The organism is Mycobacterium colombiense (genome assembly GCF_001953985.1).
Classification (GTDB): domain Bacteria; phylum Actinomycetota; class Actinomycetes; order Mycobacteriales; family Mycobacteriaceae; genus Mycobacterium; species Mycobacterium colombiense_B.
Map to the genome: position 1 here is coordinate 194,078 of NZ_MBEI01000056.1, position 18,882 is coordinate 212,959.

19 protein-coding genes and 1 pseudogene are annotated in these 18,882 nt (G+C 65.0%); 11 read left to right on the forward strand and 9 right to left on the reverse strand.

The window, feature by feature from the left end; all coding sequences use genetic code 11:
- A complete protein-coding gene (locus tag A5732_RS16610; RefSeq protein ID WP_076054724.1) occupies positions 1-1,425 on the reverse strand; it encodes an aldehyde dehydrogenase family protein in 1,425 nt (474 codons plus the stop codon).
- A gap of 46 nt (positions 1,426-1,471) precedes the next feature.
- Between A5732_RS16610 and A5732_RS16615 the strand changes: the two genes are divergently transcribed.
- The 9 genes from A5732_RS16615 to A5732_RS16655 all read left to right on the forward strand — a co-directional run bounded on the left by A5732_RS16615 (position 1,472) and on the right by A5732_RS16655 (position 10,287).
- Complete coding sequence (locus A5732_RS16615) at positions 1,472-2,116, forward strand: TetR/AcrR family transcriptional regulator (protein ID WP_076055007.1); 645 nt, start codon at positions 1,472-1,474, stop codon at positions 2,114-2,116.
- A gap of 203 nt (positions 2,117-2,319) precedes the next feature.
- Positions 2,320-2,934 carry a TetR family transcriptional regulator gene (locus tag A5732_RS16620; protein WP_076102846.1) on the forward strand — a complete coding sequence of 205 codons (615 nt, stop codon included), beginning with the start codon at positions 2,320-2,322 and terminating at the stop codon, positions 2,932-2,934.
- 337 nt (positions 2,935-3,271) lie between these two features.
- On the forward strand, positions 3,272-4,012 hold the full coding sequence (locus A5732_RS16625) for a hypothetical protein (protein WP_076102847.1): 741 nt from the start codon (positions 3,272-3,274) through the stop codon (positions 4,010-4,012).
- 9 nt (positions 4,013-4,021) lie between these two features.
- The gene (locus A5732_RS16630) at positions 4,022-4,474 is read left to right on the forward strand and encodes a hypothetical protein (RefSeq protein ID WP_076102795.1); all 453 of its coding nucleotides are present in this window, start codon (positions 4,022-4,024) and stop codon (positions 4,472-4,474) included.
- Positions 4,475-4,560: 86 nt separating this feature from the next.
- Positions 4,561-5,907, forward strand: a complete 1,347-nt coding sequence (locus tag A5732_RS16635; RefSeq protein ID WP_076102796.1) for a hypothetical protein — start codon at positions 4,561-4,563, stop codon at positions 5,905-5,907.
- On the forward strand, positions 5,904-7,298 hold the full coding sequence (locus tag A5732_RS16640; RefSeq protein WP_076102797.1) for an acyl-CoA reductase: 1,395 nt from the start codon (positions 5,904-5,906) through the stop codon (positions 7,296-7,298). Before A5732_RS16635 ends, A5732_RS16640 begins: the two co-directional genes overlap by 4 nt.
- Before the next feature lie 90 nt (positions 7,299-7,388).
- Positions 7,389-8,006 carry a nitroreductase family protein gene (locus A5732_RS16645; protein WP_064951376.1) on the forward strand — a complete coding sequence of 206 codons (618 nt, stop codon included), beginning with the start codon at positions 7,389-7,391 and terminating at the stop codon, positions 8,004-8,006.
- A gap of 123 nt (positions 8,007-8,129) precedes the next feature.
- Positions 8,130-9,128, forward strand: coding sequence for an acyl-CoA dehydrogenase family protein (locus A5732_RS16650; protein WP_076102798.1), 999 nt, complete (start codon positions 8,130-8,132; stop codon positions 9,126-9,128).
- The gene (locus A5732_RS16655; protein WP_076054716.1) at positions 9,112-10,287 is read left to right on the forward strand and encodes an acyl-CoA dehydrogenase family protein; all 1,176 of its coding nucleotides are present in this window, start codon (positions 9,112-9,114) and stop codon (positions 10,285-10,287) included. Before A5732_RS16650 ends, A5732_RS16655 begins: the two co-directional genes overlap by 17 nt.
- Before the next feature lie 5 nt (positions 10,288-10,292).
- On the opposite strand, the gene A5732_RS16660 is transcribed toward A5732_RS16655, so the two are convergent.
- Together A5732_RS16660 and A5732_RS16665 are read right to left on the reverse strand one after the other, a co-directional pair.
- On the reverse strand, positions 10,293-11,687 hold the full coding sequence (locus A5732_RS16660) for an alpha/beta hydrolase (protein ID WP_076054714.1): 1,395 nt from the start codon (positions 11,685-11,687) through the stop codon (positions 10,293-10,295).
- Positions 11,688-11,823: 136 nt separating this feature from the next.
- Positions 11,824-12,099 (reverse strand): annotated as a pseudogene (locus tag A5732_RS16665) (SDR family NAD(P)-dependent oxidoreductase); the annotation flags it as partial.
- A 309-nt stretch (positions 12,100-12,408) separates the two neighbouring features.
- On the opposite strand from A5732_RS16665, the gene A5732_RS16670 reads away from it, so the two are divergent.
- Together A5732_RS16670 and A5732_RS16675 are read left to right on the forward strand one after the other, a co-directional pair.
- The gene (locus tag A5732_RS16670; RefSeq protein ID WP_076102848.1) at positions 12,409-13,326 is read left to right on the forward strand and encodes a dihydrodipicolinate reductase; all 918 of its coding nucleotides are present in this window, start codon (positions 12,409-12,411) and stop codon (positions 13,324-13,326) included.
- Between the two features lie 33 nt (positions 13,327-13,359).
- Positions 13,360-13,995 carry a TetR/AcrR family transcriptional regulator gene (locus tag A5732_RS16675; protein ID WP_076054713.1) on the forward strand — a complete coding sequence of 212 codons (636 nt, stop codon included), beginning with the start codon at positions 13,360-13,362 and terminating at the stop codon, positions 13,993-13,995.
- Positions 13,996-14,170: 175 nt separating this feature from the next.
- On the opposite strand, the gene A5732_RS16680 is transcribed toward A5732_RS16675, so the two are convergent.
- The 6 genes from A5732_RS16680 to A5732_RS16705 form a co-directional block, all read right to left on the reverse strand.
- A complete protein-coding gene (locus tag A5732_RS16680) occupies positions 14,171-14,743 on the reverse strand; it encodes a hypothetical protein (protein ID WP_076054711.1) in 573 nt (190 codons plus the stop codon).
- Positions 14,740-15,639: a hypothetical protein gene (locus A5732_RS16685; RefSeq protein ID WP_076102799.1), complete on the reverse strand. Its 900-nt coding sequence runs from the start codon at positions 15,637-15,639 to the stop codon at positions 14,740-14,742. The genes A5732_RS16680 and A5732_RS16685 overlap by 4 nt, the downstream gene beginning before the upstream one ends.
- 32 nt (positions 15,640-15,671) lie before the next feature.
- Positions 15,672-16,115, reverse strand: a complete 444-nt coding sequence (locus tag A5732_RS16690) for a hypothetical protein (RefSeq protein WP_076102800.1) — start codon at positions 16,113-16,115, stop codon at positions 15,672-15,674.
- A 74-nt stretch (positions 16,116-16,189) separates the two neighbouring features.
- On the reverse strand, positions 16,190-17,554 hold the full coding sequence (locus A5732_RS16695; RefSeq protein WP_008253742.1) for a cytochrome P450: 1,365 nt from the start codon (positions 17,552-17,554) through the stop codon (positions 16,190-16,192).
- 44 nt (positions 17,555-17,598) lie between these two features.
- Complete coding sequence (locus A5732_RS16700) at positions 17,599-17,799, reverse strand: ferredoxin (RefSeq protein WP_008253744.1); 201 nt, start codon at positions 17,797-17,799, stop codon at positions 17,599-17,601.
- Between the two features lie 55 nt (positions 17,800-17,854).
- Entirely contained in the window at positions 17,855-18,556 is a 702-nt protein-coding gene (locus A5732_RS16705) for an SDR family NAD(P)-dependent oxidoreductase (RefSeq protein ID WP_064951180.1), read from the reverse strand.
- Positions 18,557-18,882: the final 326 nt, after the last annotated feature.

Consider the following 18,882-nt stretch of genomic DNA (forward strand, 5'->3'; position numbering starts at 1 on the left):
TCAAAGGCGAACAACGACGGTTTTGGTGGCGCTGAATGTGTCGAGGGCTTCATATCCCTTCTCGCGGCCATAGCCTGACTTTTGGAAGCCCCCGAACGGCAATTCCACTCCGCCGCCGGCGCCATAGGTGTTCACGTAGACCTGGCCCGCGCGGATCTGTGCCGCCAGCCGGTGCGCGCGGGAGAGGTCGGTGGTCCATACGGCGCCGAGCAGGCCGTAGGGCGTGCCGTTGGCCAATTCGATCGCCTCGTCTTCGGTGTGGAATCGGTTGACCGTCAGCACGGGACCGAAGATCTCTTCTTGGGCGATCGGTGACGCTGGGTCGGCTCCGTCGATGATGGTGGGAGAGAAGTAGGCGCCGTCCGTCAGCCGCGCGTCACGCGGAGGCTCTCCGCCGCAGAGGATTTCGCCTTCGTCGTTGTCGGCGAGCATGGATTGCACGCGGAGCTGCTGCTTTTGGGAGATCAGCGGTCCGAGGTCGTGGTCCTCGATCCCGGGCCCAATGGTGGCCGACGTCAAACGTTGTCGGACCATCTCGACCAGGGTGTCGTGAATCGCGTCGTGCACCAGCAGACGCGACCCCGCCGAGCAGGTCTGGCCGGCGTTTTGCAGAATCGCCTTCGTGATCGACTCCGCGGCGCGAACCAGATCCGCGTCGGGGAAGACGATTTGTGCGGACTTGCCGCCCAGTTCGAGCGTCGCGGGAACCACGCGATCGGCGGCGGCGTGGGCGACTATCGATCCGACCTGAGTCGATCCGACAAAGCCGAGATGGTCGACATCGGGATGGGCGGTAAGCGCCGCCCCAGCTTCGGCGCCGATGCCGGTCACCACATTGAGCACGCCCTGCGGCAGGCCGGCCTGCGCCGCCAGGGTGGCGAATTCCACTGCCGTTCTGGGCGTTTCGTCGGCGGGCTTGACCACCGCACAGTTACCCACCGCGATGGCGGGAGCGACCGCGCGGGCGAGCAGTTGCATCGGGTAGTTCCAGGCGATGATGTGGCCGGTGACCCCGAACGGCTCGCGTCGGGTGTAGACGTGCAGATCCGTTGAGAGCGGGATGGTTTGGCCGTAATAGGAGTCGATGGCGTGGCCGTAGAACCGGAAGTACCGCGCGGCGACGGCGGCGTCGGCGCGCGCCTGGCTCAGCGGCTTCCCGGTGTCCCCACACTCCATGCGGGCCAACCGCTCGCGGTTCTCGTCGATGACATCGGCGATACGGGTCAGCAGGGTTGCCCGGGTCTCCGGTGCTGTCGCCGGCCAGCGCTTCGACGCCGCTCGCGCTGCCCGGACGGCGCGATCCACTTCATCACCGCCGCCGCGCGCGACGGGGCCCAGGGATCGACCGGTGGCCGGATCGATGTTGTCGTACACGTCCGGCGAGGACACCGATTCGCCGTTGATGAAGGACTGCGTGGTGGTCACGGTGGCCCTGGCCTCTTTCGTCGCGCCGACGGGTATCTACACGTTAATGTATATTTCCGTGGTCACGACAACCCGGCGTGGACGCCCGACGCAAGCCGAAGCCAAGAAGCTGCAACAGAAGTTGCGCAAGGCGGCCGTCGCGACGTTCGTCAAGCACGGCTACGACGGCACCAGCATGGACGCGATCGCCAAGGCGGCCGGCATCACTCGGCGCACCCTCTATGCGCGCTATCCCGACAAGCGCGCGGTTTTCCTCGACGTCATTCCCTGGGCGCTCACCCGCAGGACGGAACGTGAAGCGGCCCACGAAGTGGACGAGGGCGATTTGCGGACCGCCCTGGTCGAGGTCGGTCGGGCCGGTCTTGAGCGCGCGATCGATCCAGACATCGTGCGCCTGACGCGCATCGCGATGAACGAATCGGCACGGTTTCCCGAATTCGCCGTCAGCGCGCACTCCATGACCTGGTCGCCACGCCACCGGCAGGTGATGGACCTGCTTCGCCGCCATCAGGAGGCGGGGGACATCGAGATCGACGATCTCGAGATGACCGCCGGGCACTTCATCGCGCTGGTCGAGCATCTGCCCGCGCGGTTGGCCGACTGCGGAATCTACCGCAGTCGCGAGGAGGACGAGCACCACCTGCAGCACGCCGTCGACCTCTTCCTGCGCGGCACACTGCGCCGGGACTGACCGGGCTGGTACGGGCACGGCGGGGCGCATGCCGCCGATTGCCGGGATCTCACGCTTACCGAATTGCCCTGGCTGACAACGGGGTTGCCGACTCTCGCGCTGGTCGATCGAAGCCGCCTGCATGCCGGCCTCTAGGGGCGTCGGAGCGTTTCGTTGAAAATTGTCATTGACATTTGTCAATGATAGGTGTCACGATGGCTTCGATGACGGCACAAACCAATGCGAAGCCGCGGGGACGTCAAGCGCAGCGGCTCGAGACTCGCCAACGCGTCTACGACGCGGCGATGGCCGAGTTCAAACGATCGGGCGTGGCGGACGCCGATATCGCCGCGATCATCTCTGCGGCGAGGGTGGCCCGCGGAACCTTCTACTTTCATTTCCCCACCAAGGAGCATGTCCTCGAGGAGATCGAGCGAGATTTGGTCACCCGGTTGGCCGGCGACCTGAGCCGCTTTGTCGCCGCCGCGCCTGACGTATGGGCGACCCTCTCGGAGGTAGTGCGCCTGGTTCTGGCGGCCGAGTCCAGATTTGGCACCCGGCTGTTCAGGGATGTTCTGGCACTGCACTTTTCACAGACCCGACCCCCTGGATTCGGCAAGCCCACGGACCATCCACTGGTGGCACTCGTCGCTCAGCAGATCGCCGTCGCCCAACGGGAGGGGGTCGTCCGTGCGGAGGCCAACCCAGAAAATAGCGCGCTGTTCTTTCTGATGGGGTTCTATGCGCTGCTCGTCACCAATCACGACCCTAAGCCAGCACGCGGTCGTGTGCTCGACGAGTTCGTCGCGAACACACGCCATGGGCTAGGGGTCCGATGAATCGTCCGGGTGTCAACTGATCGATTGGAGATTCAACTGTGTGGCAGGAATTGGTGCGACTCGGTCTCGGATGGGGCGCAGCCGCTGCGCTAGTGGGCTTTTGGTATTACGTCCTGCGCGGAATCGGCACCTTCTGATCAGCACACCGCCGGCGATCCGGTGAGACAGCTCCGGCGAATCCATAGACCGTTTGAGAAGGGAGCCCGTCAACCATGAACCCAGAACGACGCAGGAAGCGAGCCCTGATCGTCTTCCAGATCTTCATCTATGGCTACCTGCTGCTGATGTTTGGCATCCAACTGTCGATGTGGGCGACGCGAAACTGGTAGATACGACCGTGAATCCTCCTCTGATTAAACGCTTTTCCAGCAAGGAACCCGCTTCCGCAATTGCGTCGGCCCGTGCCGGCTCCGTGTCACTCGACGACCAAATCGAGCAGAGCCGCCTGGCGCAACGGCGGGCCGACAAATGGCTGATCGCCGGAACATTACTGATGGGGGCCAACGTTCCCGGCATCTTCGGTTTACCGCTGTTTCTGTACGGATTGGCATTGCTTCGACGGGCGCTGAAATCCGGGCTGTCGGTGCGCCCGATTATGGTCACCTTGATCGGGTACCTGGTCATACTGGACGCCGGGCTCAACCTGCAGGGCTGGATCCTCGACATGGTTGCCAATCACTCCCTCATCTACCGGGTCCTGTATACGGCGTGGGGCAACGCTTTCGACGCTGGATACTTCTGGCACTACAACCAACTGTGGATCGGCGGTGCGAGCGCGCCGGGCGAAAAAGGCTGGGAAGTCGCGCTCATCCTGACCGTGTTTCCGATGCGGATCGCCGCGGCCATTGCCTTCCTACAGATGAAGCGCTGGGGCTACCAGTGGCTACTGGTCACGTGCTGGTTCGGCGTCGTGATCTGGGTCGGTTACGTGATGAACATGACCGTGTATGCCGATGTCCGTTATGCGGGGGTCGTTTTTCCGGTGCTCGGGTGGTGGATCTACGACATCATGTACATCACCCCATTCCTGGCGATCCCCTACCTGCACACCGTTAATCGCGAAATATTCACGGACTAGGGAGATGTCATGAGTACGTCGGCGGACGAGCGCAATCGGCCGGATGAATCGGTGACTGATGAACTGCCGGTCGGAACCACCAAAGAATATGCGCGCCTGCACAAGTGGCTGCGACGCGGCATCATGGTCTGCTTGGTCGGGCTGGTGCTCGAAGGCGCGTTCACGCTGCCCTTCTTGGCTATCTGGTATGGATACCCGACCCTGGGCTTCCGTGACATCTGCAGTGAGCTGATGAAGGTGCGCTACAGCAACGAGTCGCTGGAATGCCAGTACCCTTACCCGTTCCCTGGCCCGCCGATCAGCGGTGCACCCGAAGGAGCGGGCATCAACACGGCCAAGGACCAGTGGGGCATTCAGCCCGTACCGCAATATCCGCGGTTGGGGTTCCGTGAACTGGTCAAAATCCACGATCAACGGATCGCCCGCGAAAACGCCGGGCACCAGGCAATGCCGCATCCGTGACCGGGTCGTTCTCGCCTCGACCACACGAGAGCAATAATATACAGTGTCGTGTACTTAATGGCGGTGCGGTTAGAGAGGAGCCACCGATGACATCTGCGACCGAGCGGCTGGCCCAGTTGGTCGGAGCGAAGGATTGTTTCGACATCGAGCCCACCGAACTGCTGCCTCTGCAGTTGCAAGCGGCCGACGAGCGTCTCGAGGCCCAGTCACAACGCATTCCGCTGTTGGCCAACCGCGCGCAATCGGGCGGGGTCGAGCGCATCAAGCAACCCGCCGACCTGGTGCCGTTGCTCTTCGCCCACACCACTTACAAGACGTACGCCGAAGGCTGGCTCAACGACGGCCAGTGGGACCGCATGGGCAAGTGGTTGGCCACCGTCTCCGCCCGTGACGTCGACGGCCTCGACACCGGCGGGGTGCAGACGCTCGATGACTGGCTGAAACGGCTGGAGACCGTCGGCCATTACCTATCGTGTTCGAGTGGCACCACCGGCAAACCCGCGATGCTGTCGTGCACCGAGGGCGATATCGAACTCTCAGCGCGGATCAACAGCGAGGCGCTGCTGTGGGCCACCGGCCTCACCCGCGGCGAGGACCGCAAATTCCTGGGCCTGGGCCCGCAATTCGCCGCTCCCCGTGAAGATGCGATCCGCCAGGCGATGGTCGATTGCTTTTCGTCGCGCTATCCGCCCTATCAGTTCGGCGACGGCGAGCCGATCACCGTCGGGTCGATGGTCGAGATGATCACGTTGCGGCGCAAACTGGCCGACGGCACCGCACGCCCGAGCGAAATCGCGGACTTCGAACGGATCGCCGCGCAACGGGGCGCCGATATGGAGGCATCGGTCAAGAAAGCCGTCGACGCGGTGATCGAGGCCCGCGCCCTGCCCCTGCTGGCCACCGGCATGTTCGCCACCTTGTATCAGATCGCGGAAGGCGTTCGCGCCAAGGGACACGGCGGCGACGAGTTCAATCCCGGCAACGCGATGATGGTCGCCGGCGGGCTCAAAGGTGCTGTGCTGCCCGACAATTACCGCGAATACGTCTTGGAGACGTTCAACGTCACCGAGGACCGGCTGTATCACGCGTACAGCATGCGTGAGATCAACGCGACGTTCCCGTTGTGCTCTGCGGCGCGGTATCACGTTTCGCCCTGGGTGATCATGCTGCCGCTGGACACTGCCGGCGAGGAATTACTGGATCCCGCTGACGGCGAGATCGAGGCCAGGGCAGCCTTTTTCGACGCATCGATCGAGGGCCGCTGGGGTGGTGTGATCAGCGGCGACCGGGTCAGTGTCAGCTTCGGCAAATGTCGCTGCGGCCACCAGGGGCCGACGGTGGGCCGCGAGATCACCCGGTACGCCGACCTGCCCGGCGGCGACAAGATCACCTGCGCCGGCAGCATCGACGCCTATGTGCGAGGCGTCGCATGACCACATTGGCGGCGCCCCACTTCGTCCGGGGCGTATTGGTGGAAGGGGAAGGGGACCGTCACCGGTCGCGTGATCTGGGCGCCGACTTCGTCACTCCCGCAATCGATCTGGACGCACTCGTGATGCCGCGGTCGCAGCTGCCGCCGCTGCTGGACGTCAAGCTCGCCGAGATCGTCGACTTCCTGGTGGAAACCGGCGAGCGCCTGCATTTGGATCGCAACCCGCACCTGCAGCAATGCCTGGAACTGATCGCGGCCACGAATCCGCTGCCGCGGCGCGTGGTGGAGAATCTCTATCGCCAAGCCCCGATGTACCTGACCAAGCCGCTGCTGAACAGCATGATCGATTCGAACTTCGCCGATCGCGAGGCGCTGGACGGGTGGGTCGAGCGCATCGACATTCACGGTAACAAGGGGGCGGTACGCGCCTTCCCGTCCCGAATGATCCACATGCTGGCGGGCAATGCCCCGTCGGGCTGCGTCGCCTCGATCGCGCAGGGCGCCCTCGTCAAGGCGGTCAACGTGTTCAAGCTGCCCTCCAGTGACCCCTTCACCACCGTGGCGGTGCTGCGGACCATGGCCGAGATAGATCCGAAACACCCCGTCGTGCAATCGATGTCGGCGATCTATTGGCAGGGCGGCGACACCACCATCGAGCGCACGCTCTACCGGCCACAGTACTTCGACAAGATCGTCGCCTGGGGAGGCGGCGAGGCGATCAACAACGTGATCCAGTACCTGGGCCCGGGGATACAACTGATCTCCTTCGACCCCAAGTCCTCCATCTCGATGATCGGGCGCGAGGTTTTCGGGTCCGACGACCGCGTCGCCGACGTCGCCGATCGCCTGGCGGCCGACACCACGGTGTTCAACCAGGAAGCCTGCCTGGCGAGCCGCTTCGCGTTCGTGGAAGGTGAACGGCCCCAGGTGGAATCGTTGTGCGCGGCGCTGGCGCAGCGGCTGGCCGTGGACCGCGATTTCGCCTCGGCCGTGGGCCCGCCGCTGTCTTCGGAGGTGTGCGACGAGATCGAGGTGATGGAGGCCATGGGCGATCTCAAGGTGTGGGGCGGGTTCGACGGGCGTGGCCTGGTGATCCTTTCGGACCGCCCGGTCGAATTTCAGCCCACCAATAAGACGTCGAATGTGGTCATGGTCCCGTCGCTCGACGACGCGGTTCGCTATGTCAACGTCGCCACTCAAACCATCGGTGTGTATCCGTACGAACGCAAGGCGCAGCTGCGGGATCGGCTGGCAAGCGCGGGCGCCCAGCGTCTGTGCCGGCTGGGAACTGCGAACGCGCACGTGCTCGGTAGTCCGCACGATGCGATGTATCCGTTGCAGCGGTTCGTGCACTGGATGGGCGACGACGACATCGCCGGGGCCGGCGTCTGACGCTGCGGCCGCGCTGCGCGCTAGGTTGCGTGAGGGAGCCGGAGCAGAGGAGAAACAGTGACGGGAGCAAGCGCGGACATCTGGGAAGTGATGTCGACGGCCCGAACGATCCGGCGCTTCACCGACGAACCGGTGGACGATGCGACCCTGGCGCGTTGCCTCGAGGCGGCCAGGTGGGCCCCTTCGGGCGCCAACGCGCAGGGCTGGCGTTTCGTGGTGTTGCGCTCGCCCGAGCAGCGGGCCGTGGTGGCCAAGGCCGCGGCCCACGCGCTGGAAGTGATCGAGCCGGTCTACGGCATGAGCCGGCCCGCCGCCGACGACAACAGCCGCCGCGCCCGCACCTACCGTGCGACGTACGAATTGCACGACCGCGCCGGTGAATTCACCTCGGTGCTGTTCGCCCAGGCGCACTACCCGACCGCGTCGGAACTGCTGCTCGGCGGCTCGATCTTTCCAGCCATGCAGAACTTTCTGCTGGCCGCGCGCGCCCAGGGCCTCGGCGCCTGCCTGACCAGCTGGGCCTCGTATGGCGGTGAACAGCTGTTGAGGGAAGCCGTCGGCATACCGGAGGGCTGGATGGTCGCCGGCCACATCGTGGTCGGGTGGCCGAAGGGCAATCACGGGCCGCTGCGCCGCCGCCCGCTTGCCGAGTTCGTGAACCTCGACCGTTGGGACAACGCCGCCGACGGCCTCGTGACCAGCAGTTAGTTCACCGCAGGAATTCCGCTCTTCACCGGCGCTCCGGTGACCCCATGCCCGGATTCAGAGATTATTACTTCCGCAACCGAGAATGTTATTCTCGCCTGACAGTCACGACGAGAGGCGGCGCGGATGCTGTTGGAGTTCGATGCTGATCAGCGACTGTGGCAGGACACCGTGCGCGACGCCGTCGCGAAGCAGTGCCCGCCGTCGCTGGTGCGCAGCGTGGCCGAAAAGGGCGTCGACCCGAGCCCGCTGTGGAAATCGTATGTAGACCAGGGCTGGACCGAGCTCAGCGATGCGGACAGCGCCGTCGAGCTGGCCATCGTGCTCGAGGAGCTTGGTCGCGCCACCGACCCCACCCCGTTCCTGGCGACGATGAGCCAGTTCGCGCCGCTCGCCGGGGACCGCTTCGACCCGCACCAGTCGGGGACCACGGTCTATGGCGGGGTCGCGGCGCACCGCGACGCCGCGGGGTGGGTGCTGGACGGCACGGCCCGCCATGTGCTCGACGGCGATCGCGCGGATCGGTTGGCCGTGGTGACCGATGCCGGGGTGTTCCTCGTGGAATCCAGTCAGGTGTCGGCCCGGCGCTCGGCGGTGTTCGACCCGGTGCTGCACGTCGCCGACCTGTCGTTCGCGGAGGTTCGGGTACCCGACAGCGAGCGGCTGACCGTCAACGCCGAGCGCGCACATCATTTCGCGCTGACCGGCATGGCCATCACGATGGTCGGCGCCTGCCAACGCATCCTCGACCTGGTGCTCGAGCACGTCAAAAACCGTCAGCAATTCGGCGTGGCGATCGGCTCCTTCCAGGCGGTGCAGCACAAGGCCGCCGACATGCACGTCGCCGTGGAACGCGCCCGCGCCCTGGCATACTTCGCCGCGCTCACCATCGCGGCCGACGACCCCCGCCGCCGGTTGGCCGCCGCGATGGCCAAGGCATCGGCAGGGGAGTGCCAGTCCCTGGTGTTCCGGCACGGCCTACAGCTGCATGGCGCAATGGGATTCACGTGGGAGAACGACCTGCAGTTCGCGCTGAAACGAGCCAAAGCCGGTGAGTTGATGCTCGGCGGCGCGGCCGAGCACCGGGCGCGGATCGCGGAGGAATACCGTGCAGCTGACTTTTGATTCCGACGTCGAGGAGTTCCGCGCGGAGTTCTCCGCGTTCCTCGACGAAAACCTGCCCTCCGCAAGCGAAACGCTCGAGCGGCCCCGGTCGGTCTCGCACATGCCGCAGTGGGCGCGCGACTGGCAGCGGCTGTTGTTCGACAACGGCTGGCTGCTGCCCAGCCAGCCCCCGGAATTCGGCGGCCGCAACGCGACGGTCATTCAGCAGTTCGTCTACCTCGAGGAACTCAGCCGCCGCCGGATTTACCACAGCTTCAACCCGCAGGGCGTGAACATCGTTGGGGCGTCGCTGTTGTCGTTCGGCAGCGACGAACAGAAGCGGCGCTGGGCGGTGCCGATCCTGCGGGCCGAGATCACCGCCTCACTCGGGATGAGCGAACCCAGCGCGGGCTCCGACCTGGCGTCGCTGCGGACCCGCGCGGTGCTCGACGGCGACCACTTCGTGGTCAATGGGCAGAAGGTGTGGACCTCGGGCGCCCACGACGCCGACGTCCTGCTGACGTTCGTCCGAACGAATCCAGATGCACCGAAGCACAAGGGAATCAGCGCGCTCGTCATCCCCACCGACACCCCGGGCCTGGTGCGCCGGCCGTTCCCGTCGATCTGCGGTGTCGACGATCTGGATTTCAACGAGGTGTTCTTCACCGACGTGCGGGTGCCGGCCGAGAACCTGGTCGGCGAGCTCGACCAGGGCTGGCGGGTGGCCAACGGATCGCTGGGCCACGAACGCACCATGATGTGGCTGGGTTTCGCCGATCGCCTCGAGAACATGATCGACGACTTCCATCCCAGCACCGAGGTCGAGCGCGACCAATACGCCAGCACGATCATGGACAGGCAGGCGCTGCGCCTGCTGGGTTCGGCCGCCCTGGCCCGCGCCGCGCGCGGCGAGGATGACGTGGCCGCGATCTCGGTGCTCAAGCTGCTCGGTTCCGAAGCGGAGTTGCGTGGCATGGAACTGGCGCTGACGTCCGCGGGATCCGACGGGCTCGTGCACCCCGGGCTCACGGGGCCGTATGCGCACATGAACCTCGACCACTACTTCGCCAGCTGGTTCGAGCGTTACGCCCGCAGCTTCTCCGGGACCATCGCCGGCGGCACCTCCGAGATCCAGCGCAACATCATCGCCCAGCGGGTGCTCGGCCTGCCGCGCGGCTAGCGCGCTCAGAGTGCTTGCTGAGACACATTGCCGGCCAACGGCATCCGGGCCACGTCCGGAGTGCCCAGCTGGCCTGCCAGCCACGGCAATGCCGTGGCGAATACCGTGCCGGCGGTCGGCCAGTCGTGCTTGCCGGGCTGGGCGACCACCGCGCAGTCGATGCCGTTCGCCCGGCCGAGCTGGCACAGGGAAGCGGCGGCCGCAGCCTGGTTGCCCGGGTCAGAGGCCGCACCTCGGCTTGCGACAGACAGCGCGGCGCTATCGACGATCGTGATGTTGCGATGCGGCGTCGGCGGACCACCAGAGGTGATGGCGAACCAGCCGGATACCCCGGTGTAGCGACCGTGGCGGTTGATCACCGTGGTCGGGTCGAATTTCGCCCACGCGTCGGCGTCGCCGTCGAAAAGGTTGGCGATGGTCTGTTCCTTGGTTCCGGTGTTGGGGGTCAGGTCGCCCTCGATGTCGACGAACGAGCTGAACATGTCGGGGTGCATGACGGTGAGATCCACTGCGGTCGTCCCGCCCATTGACCAGCCTACGACGCCCCAGTGGGACGGGTCGGGGCTGACGCCGAAGTTCGAGACCATATAGGGCACAACGTCTTTAGTCAGATGATCGGCGGCATTGCCGCGGGTTCCGTTGACGCCTTCGGTGTCGTTGTCGAACGCCCCGCTCGGGTCCACGAACACCAGCACCGGTGCATTGCCGTCGTGCGCGGCGGCAAAGGCGTCGACAGTCTGTACGGCGTTGCCGGCGCGCACCCAGTCGGCGGGCGTGTTGACCATGCCGCCGATCATCATCACCGTCGGCAGCTGCGGCGGCGGGGAACTCGCGAACCACGCCGGCGGCAGGTAGACGAGTTCCTCGCGGTGCTTGAAATGCGACGCGTCGTCGGGCGTCTGCACCGACACCAGGCTGCCGTGCGGCGGCTTGGTTCCCTTCGCCGCCAACGCGATCACGGCGGCCTTGTCGGTCTGGTTGGGCAGCCGAGTGGAGGTGATCTGCTCCCACGCGCTCTGCACGGTTTGGAAGTAGCCCACCCATTGGTTGAGCACGAGCAGCGAGCAGAGCAGGCACAGCGGCACCGCCAGGATCGATAGTGCACGCCGCCACCGCCCCGCGCCGCGCCAGCCCAGGATCAGCACCGCCGTGGCCATGCCGAGCAGCGCGATCCACACGTACAGCGCATCCGGCGCCGACTTGCTGGCTCCGTCGGCGATGCAGGAATGCGCTCCGAGAGCCGTCATGACTCCGGCGACGGCGGCGGCCGGCAGCCACAGCAGGCGCCAACGACGCGAGCGCCACCCGGCCGCGAGCCCCAGCGTGATCGGCGTGACGATCTGGGCCGTGATCGGTACCCAACCGTGGATCAGAGATATGTGGTTGCCCAGAAGCGACATGGCGACTCCTCCTCTCAGCTGCCAGCGGTCCAGCTGCGTGAAAAAAGGATCGAATGCCGACCTCGGCGAATCCTTGGTGGATTCTTGGGCGCCGTCGGGGTGGCCGTGCGGGAACTCCTAGGACCGGTTCACCAGGGTGGCCGTCCGCCGCAAAAACACTTCCGGCATTGTTGGCCAGCACGTCGATTCGCCGATAACGCTGCCGCAGATCCCCGGCCAAGGCACGCACCTGGGCGAGGTCGGAGAAATCCGCACACAGATAGTCGGTACCGAGTTCGTTGGCAATCGCCTTCGTCTTCGACACGGAGCGACCGATGACCACGACGTTGTCGCCGGCGCCCGCCAACCGCCGGGCCGCTGCTGCACCGACGCCGTCGCTGGACCCAGTGATGACGATGGTCCGCTCGGACACGTGCGCCGTACCCCTCGTCTGCACCGTTACTGCAACAGCTACTGGTAAGTCATACTGGTGTGACATACAGTAAGTTGCGAACTGTCGAATTGGCAACCGCTCCTAGCGCCCTGAGAGGCAGCGCCCGTGACTTCATCTCCTGACACCGCGAAGCGTCGCGTCGTTCACGTCGGCACCGGCATGACGGGCAGCGTTGCGTTGCGCGCAATCATCGACGACCCCGCACTGGACCTGATCGGGGTCAAGGTGTCCTCGCCGGCGAAGGTAGGCACGGATGCCGGCGCGTTGTGCGGCCGTCCCGAGGTCGGCATCGCAGCCACCGACGATCGGGCGGCAGTCCTCAACGCCAAGCCCGATTGCATCGCCTACTGCGCGACCGCCGTCCGACGTGAAGACGAGGTGATCGCCGACATCGTCGGCTACCTGGAAGCCGGCATCAACGTCGTCACCATCTCCGCCATTCCGATGGTGTATCCGAAGGCGGCACCGGCCAATTGGCGCGACCCGATTGAACGCGCCGCGCGTCAAGGCAACTCGACCTTCTACGCCACCGGGTGCGAACCTGGCTTCGTCAGCCTCAACCTGCCCACCGCCCTGCTGGCGGGGGCCGGGGTCATCGACACCTACCGCATGGACGAGTACGCCCTCGACCTCGACTTGGCCTATCCGATCTGGGAGGTGTTGCATGAGTCGATGGGCTTCGGAAAGCCCAACGGCCACGTCCCGATTCGCATCGCTGTCGGCAAGGTGAACAACGACTGGGAACCCGTCGTGCGCTACATCGCCGACACACTCGGCGTGGACGTCGAACGAGTGGCACTGGACTGGGAGACCATCCTGGCCCCGCACGATCTGGACACCGCACTCGGGATGATCCCGAAGGACACCATCTGCGGCCACCGCTGGCAACTCGCCGCGATGCACGACGAGCGTCCCGTCGTCTCGGTTCAGTACTTCGCCGCGGTGACCTCGACGCCATGGCCTGACTCTTGGCCGCGCCCAGCGCAACCCGGCCGGGGAGGCATGGTGTTTCGCATCGAAGGAAACCCGAACATGACCCTCGACCTACATCTGGACCCCGCACCGGGTGACTCCACCAACCCCGGCGTCGCCGCGACGGCGATGGCGGCGATCAACGCCATCCCCGCGGTCATCGACGCCGCGCCCGGACTGCTAGGCGCGCCACTGGCCGGACCGTCGATCGTGACCCGTCAGATCCGGCGTTGACACGAATGTCAACGCCGGGTTAGGGGGTTGCGGGTGCAGGTTGCCAAGCCGCAGCGACAATCCGTCCGACGAGCGCGAGGCTCGCTGACTGAAGATGCGATCGTGGAGACAGCCTTCGCGATAGCAGCGGAGTCCTCAATCGAGGAGCTCAGCATTCCGCTGGTCGCCAAAGCGCTGGACGTAGGCGTAACCAGCATCTACTGGCACGTCCGCAATAAATCAGAGCTTCTCGATGCCATGACCGACCGCGCGTTGCGCCGCAGCGGATTACCGGCGTTCGCCGAGTCGGACGACTGGCGCGAATCACTGGCTGCCCATGCCCGCGGAGTGCGCCGGACCTTCCTCAGCGATCCGGTGTTGACGGACCTGATCCTCATTCGCGGCGCATTGAGCCCGCTGGCACGACGGCTCGGAGAACAGGAGACGCAGAAAGCGATCGCCAACATGATCGATTGCGGTCTCGACGAGCAGACAGCCCACGAAACGTACTCCGCGGTGTCGGAACTCGTTCGAGGGTCAATACTTCTCGCACGGATGACGCAGAAACACAGCGCAGCACAGGAGACGGAGTCGGCCGACGAGGGCGGATTCACCAGCGCCCCAAGACCGCTGAACGATCGAGCATTCGAACTTCTTCTGACCTCACTGCTCGCCAGCGCCGTGCCGTGACTCGCAGGTTTAGTCGCTGTGTTCCCGGTTCAAAAGCGATGTCTAATTCGGGTGGACTCGCTGTCGGGGACTCGCCAAATCCGCGGCCTCGCGTGTGCAGCCTCGGCGGCCGCCGTCGCTCAGCTCACAAACTAAGCCGTGGGTTCACACCCGACGGTCGAACGGCCGAAACGGCCTAGACCGGATCGAACTTGGTGATCAGCCAGGCGCCGTTGACCCGGGCCAAGCTCACCAGCACACTGCTCGATGCCATCGCGGGGTCGGGATTGTCCTTGCTCGTGGTGCTCTGGTCGACCAGCACCAGCACCACGGCCGAATTCGGATGTAGTTCCTGGACAGCGGCCCCCAGCACCCGGGCGTTGGTTTTCAGTGACTTCTGTTTGGCTGCCGGAGCCACGATCTGTTCGGTGAACTGGTTGTAGTACGACAAGAAGTCGCCGGAGAGGTGAGTCTTGGCGGCGGCGAAGTCTTTGTCGAGTGTGTCGGGCGAGTAGGACAGCAACGCGACCGTCCCGTCGGACGCCGCATTGGCGACCGCGCTCGCGACGCTGGGGTCGGTCTGTTTATCCGGCCGGTACTGCTTGAAGTACAGCCACGTCGCCGCGCCACCGGAAAGCAGCAGCAGCACAATCAGAATCACGGGAACGACTTTCACCTTGCGCCGAGACCGTGGAGCGCTGCTTTCAGTGCGCTCGGCTGTTTCGGTGGAGTCGTCGGCGGTGTCAATGCCGGGTTTGTCGTCGCTCATGGAATGAACTCCACGTTAGACATCTTGTATTGTCCGCCGTCGTTTTTGACGGTCACCTTGAGCCGCCAATTGCGCGGTTCGTCTTTGGCGCCCGCGGCGTTGGTGATGTGCGACGTCGCCGCGACGAGAACCAACCCGAAATCCCCGTTGATGGTTTGCACGGCCGCCGCATTCACCGTTCCTTGGGTGACCACCTTGGACTGCTCGACAACGGTCGTGAAATCTTTTGCACGCGCCTGGAAATCGTCATGGAACTGGCCGGTCGAGCTGTCGATCACCCGCTGGACGTCCTCCTTGGCCTTGTTGAAGTCCATGGAAGTCAGGTTGACGACCCCTTGTCTGGCTCCCGCGATGAAGTTCGCTGCGCGCTGGTTGCGCTCGACGGTTTCGTGGCGCTGCCACATCATGTATCCGCTCGCCGCGACGAAGGCGCAGATGAGGACGATGACGGCCGCTTTCCATGCCACCGACCACGAGGGCAGCCGCAGGCGTCGCCGAGAGCGGGCCGCCTTGGCTTCCGATTCTGCGTCTTCGGGGGTTTCGTCGGAAACTTCGTCTTCGGTCTCCGCTTCGTCGGCGTCGGTCGCCTCGGTGGTGTCGGCAACTTCGTCAGCGGTGGTCGCCTCGTCGGTCTCCGGCTCGCCGGTGACGGTTGCGTCCGCGTCGGCGTCCGGGGCTTCTTCGGCGGTCTGGGTATCGGCCTCGGTCTCGGACTCGGGCTCTGCCTCGGCTTGGGCGAGCGCTTCACGCCGGAGCCGGGCGGCACGGGCGCGTGCGCGCGCCGCGGCGGCCAGCGCTTCGGCCTCGGCAGCCTCGGCCTCGGCTTCCGCGATCAGCGCCAACGTGTCGGCTTTCGAGGTGGTCGGATCTTGCGGCGGTTTCTTCGCCTCAGCCATCGTGCTTACTGACTCCTGTACGTCTCACGCGGCTACCATCGCACGAGCGAGAACGGCCAACTGTTGGCGCCCCCCGGTCCGCCGCCGCAGCCGGTGTCGAACGTCGAGTCGACCTGACCCGCCAGCGTCACCGGATCCCACGAGTAGATGTCGTGCGAGGGAAAGAACTGGACCACGCAGCGCACACCGAAGGGGTCGTCAGCGGCCATGGTGTAGCGGCCGTTGGTCAAGCGGGCCTCTCCCCTCCACGGCGCCGCTTGCCCGTTGGGCTGCGGAGTTGCGTACACCTGCAAGCATCCCGGTGTTGGCTGGACGCACGGGCTGATCGACCAAATCCAGCTGTGGCCGGGATCCCGGTTCGTGTCCACCCGGTAGTTGGCATACAGCATGTCCGCGTGGGCGGTCGGCGTGACAGTCAGCGCGGCCGTGGCAAGCGCAAGGCTCAGTGCGAAAGTCTTCACCGTTGCGTCTCCCATCTCTGCACACGCAATTGCCCCAAATATAGGGCGCGATCACGCTGAACAGGCCCACTCGTAGAAATTGTGAGAGCTCAGTCGATGACCGCAGCTTCCTTACGCTCGGTGATCGGCCGGGCGAGTTCTTGCTCGTCGCAGATGCGTTGCAGCTTCTCCAGCGTCTCGTCCAGGCCCGCGCCGACCTTGCGGCCGGGCGTGAAGGTGGCCGGCAGTTTACGCATGCCCTGGATGACACCGATGGTCTCGTAGTGGACGGTGCCCTCCGGATCGCACTGATAGTCGGGCATCCGGTCGAGGACCGCGGTCAGCATGGATTTGAACACGGTACGTGCCACGTTCGAGCCGATGCACCGGTGGACGCCAAGGCCGAAGCTGAAGTGCCGGTTTCCCTTGCGGTCGAGGATGATCTGGTCCGGGTCGTGGAAGACCGAGGGGTCGCGGTTGGCCATCGCCCACGAGATCCACAGCCGCTCACCCTCTTTGAACTGCGTGCCGTCGAGCTCGGTGTCGTCGGCAAAGGTCCTGCCATCCCCGGGCGCCGGGGTGAAGTAGCGCAGGAACTCTTCGGTCGCGGGGTCGAGCAGGGTCTTGCGCTCGTTGCTGAGCAACTGCCGTTGCTCCGGGTGTTCCGAAAGCCATTCCAGCGAATGGGCGGTCAGGGCGGTCGTGGTGTCGAAGCCGCCGCCGATGACCAGGCCCAGGTTCCCGAGGATTTCCAGTTCCGGGGCCGGCTCGCCGTCGATGCGCATCTCGAGTAGGCCGTTCACGATTCCCGGCCGCGGATTTGCGCGGATCTCGATCATGTTGTTGACCATGTCGAGCCCCATCTCGCGGTGCATCGCGGTGACGCGCTCGATGTCGGGGGAGTGCTCGGGCGTGTACACCGCGGCGTGTACCGGCTCGCTGTACATGTTCCACTTCTTCAGCGGGATGCCCAGCATTGCCAGCGTGAAGACGGCGGGCACGATATTGGCCAGGTCGTCGACGAAGTCGATGCGGCCGCTCTCGATCTTCTCGTCGAGGCAGGCGCGCGTCACGTCGTCGATGAACGGTTCCCAGCGCTTGATCGCCGCCGGTGACAGGTATGGGTTGAGCACGGTTCGGTAGGTGCGGTGCTCGGGGTCGTCCATCTCCAGGATCCCGCCGCGCACCGCGCTGACCCGGCTGGCCGTGGGGATCGAGATGCCTTTGTAGCCGCGGCGTTCGCCATGGATGTCGTGATCGTTGGAGACGACGGGGCAGCGGGCGAGCTCGAAGACCTCGTGGCTGCCGGCCGCAACCCAGTGCCCGCCATAGGTTTCCGTCCAGGCCATGGGGCACTTGGCGTGCATCTCTTCGGTGATCGCCTTGAACTTCGACCGGTACTCCGAGGAATGCCGGTCGAAGTGGTACCGGTTCTTCTTGCGGTCGCTGTCGTTGACGACGTCGTCGACACTCAACGCTCTGTCTCCCTACGTGTTCGCTGGCTGAGGACCGTGCCGGCTCAGGCGTCGTCGGTGATCATGATGGCCTGCTCCGGACAGGACTGCGCGGCTTCACGCACCTGGTCCTCGCGATCGGCGGGCACCACCTCGTCGATAGCCGACGAACTGCCGTCAATGTCGCTGAGCTGGAATGATTCCGGAGCGATCATCGCGCACAGGGTGTGGCCCTGGCACCGTTCTGAATCCACCCAGACCTTCATGGGCTTTCTCCTCTCACACTGGTTGCCGGGCACCGATGACGAAACGCGCCACCGCTCAGGTGTTTCGACCGCCGTTGACGCCCAAGATCTGACCGGTGATGTAGCCGGCTTCCTCGGACACCAGAAACGCGCATGCCGCCGCGATGTCCTCGGGGGTGCCCATCCGGCGTACCGGGGTCCGCGCGATGGTCTCGTCGATGTCGCCGAGGAATCCGTTCTTCTCGGCCGCGCGCAGCATCGGGGTGTCGATGAAGCCCGGTGGCACCGCGTTGACCGTGATGCCCTTGGGCCCGTACTCGAGTGCGAGCGACTTCGTCAGGCCGTTGACCGCCGACTTGGCCGCCACGTAGTGGCTCATATAGGGAGCACCCGAATGCGTGCTCGACGACGAGATGTTGACGATGCGGCCCCATCCCGCCTCGACCATGTCGGGCAGCACCGCCTGGACGGTATGGAAGACGCCGTTCAGGTTGACGTCGATCACGCGGTGCCAGTCCTCGAAGCTGATGTTGTTGAACTTCTTGAACCCGTCGAGTCCGGCGGCGTTGACCAGAACCGTCACCGGTCCGAGTTGGGCGCGGACGGCCGACAGCGCGGCGTCGACTTGCGACCGGTCGGTGACGTCGGCGGTGAAAGCGAAGTCGGCTTCCGAAGGACGCAGATCAATCGAGGCGACGTTCAAACCGTCGGCGCGCAGGCGTTGCGCGACGGCGAGACCGATGCCGGACCCGCCACCGGTGACTACCGCAGTCTTCATGTTGAGGCCTCTACTCCGCAGGGGGCCATTTCAGTCACAAAGAATCTCCCTTACAATTATGAGAACCTTACTCTCCGCGCGAACCGCCGTGCAACACGCGCCCAACACCGCGTCCGGCCTGCGCGGAGAGGCCCAGGCCGACAGCGTACGGCCAGTTGAGGCCCTGGTCAGCACGTCGATCTCATTCCTGAGACTTTCTTGAATTATCGAAACTCGAATGTAAGATTCGCCGGGGAAGAGAATGAAATTATCGTGATCGCCACCACACCAGGGGGTACGTAATGCCTGCCCAGGACACGGCAGAGCCCGGCACTGTAACCCCAGTG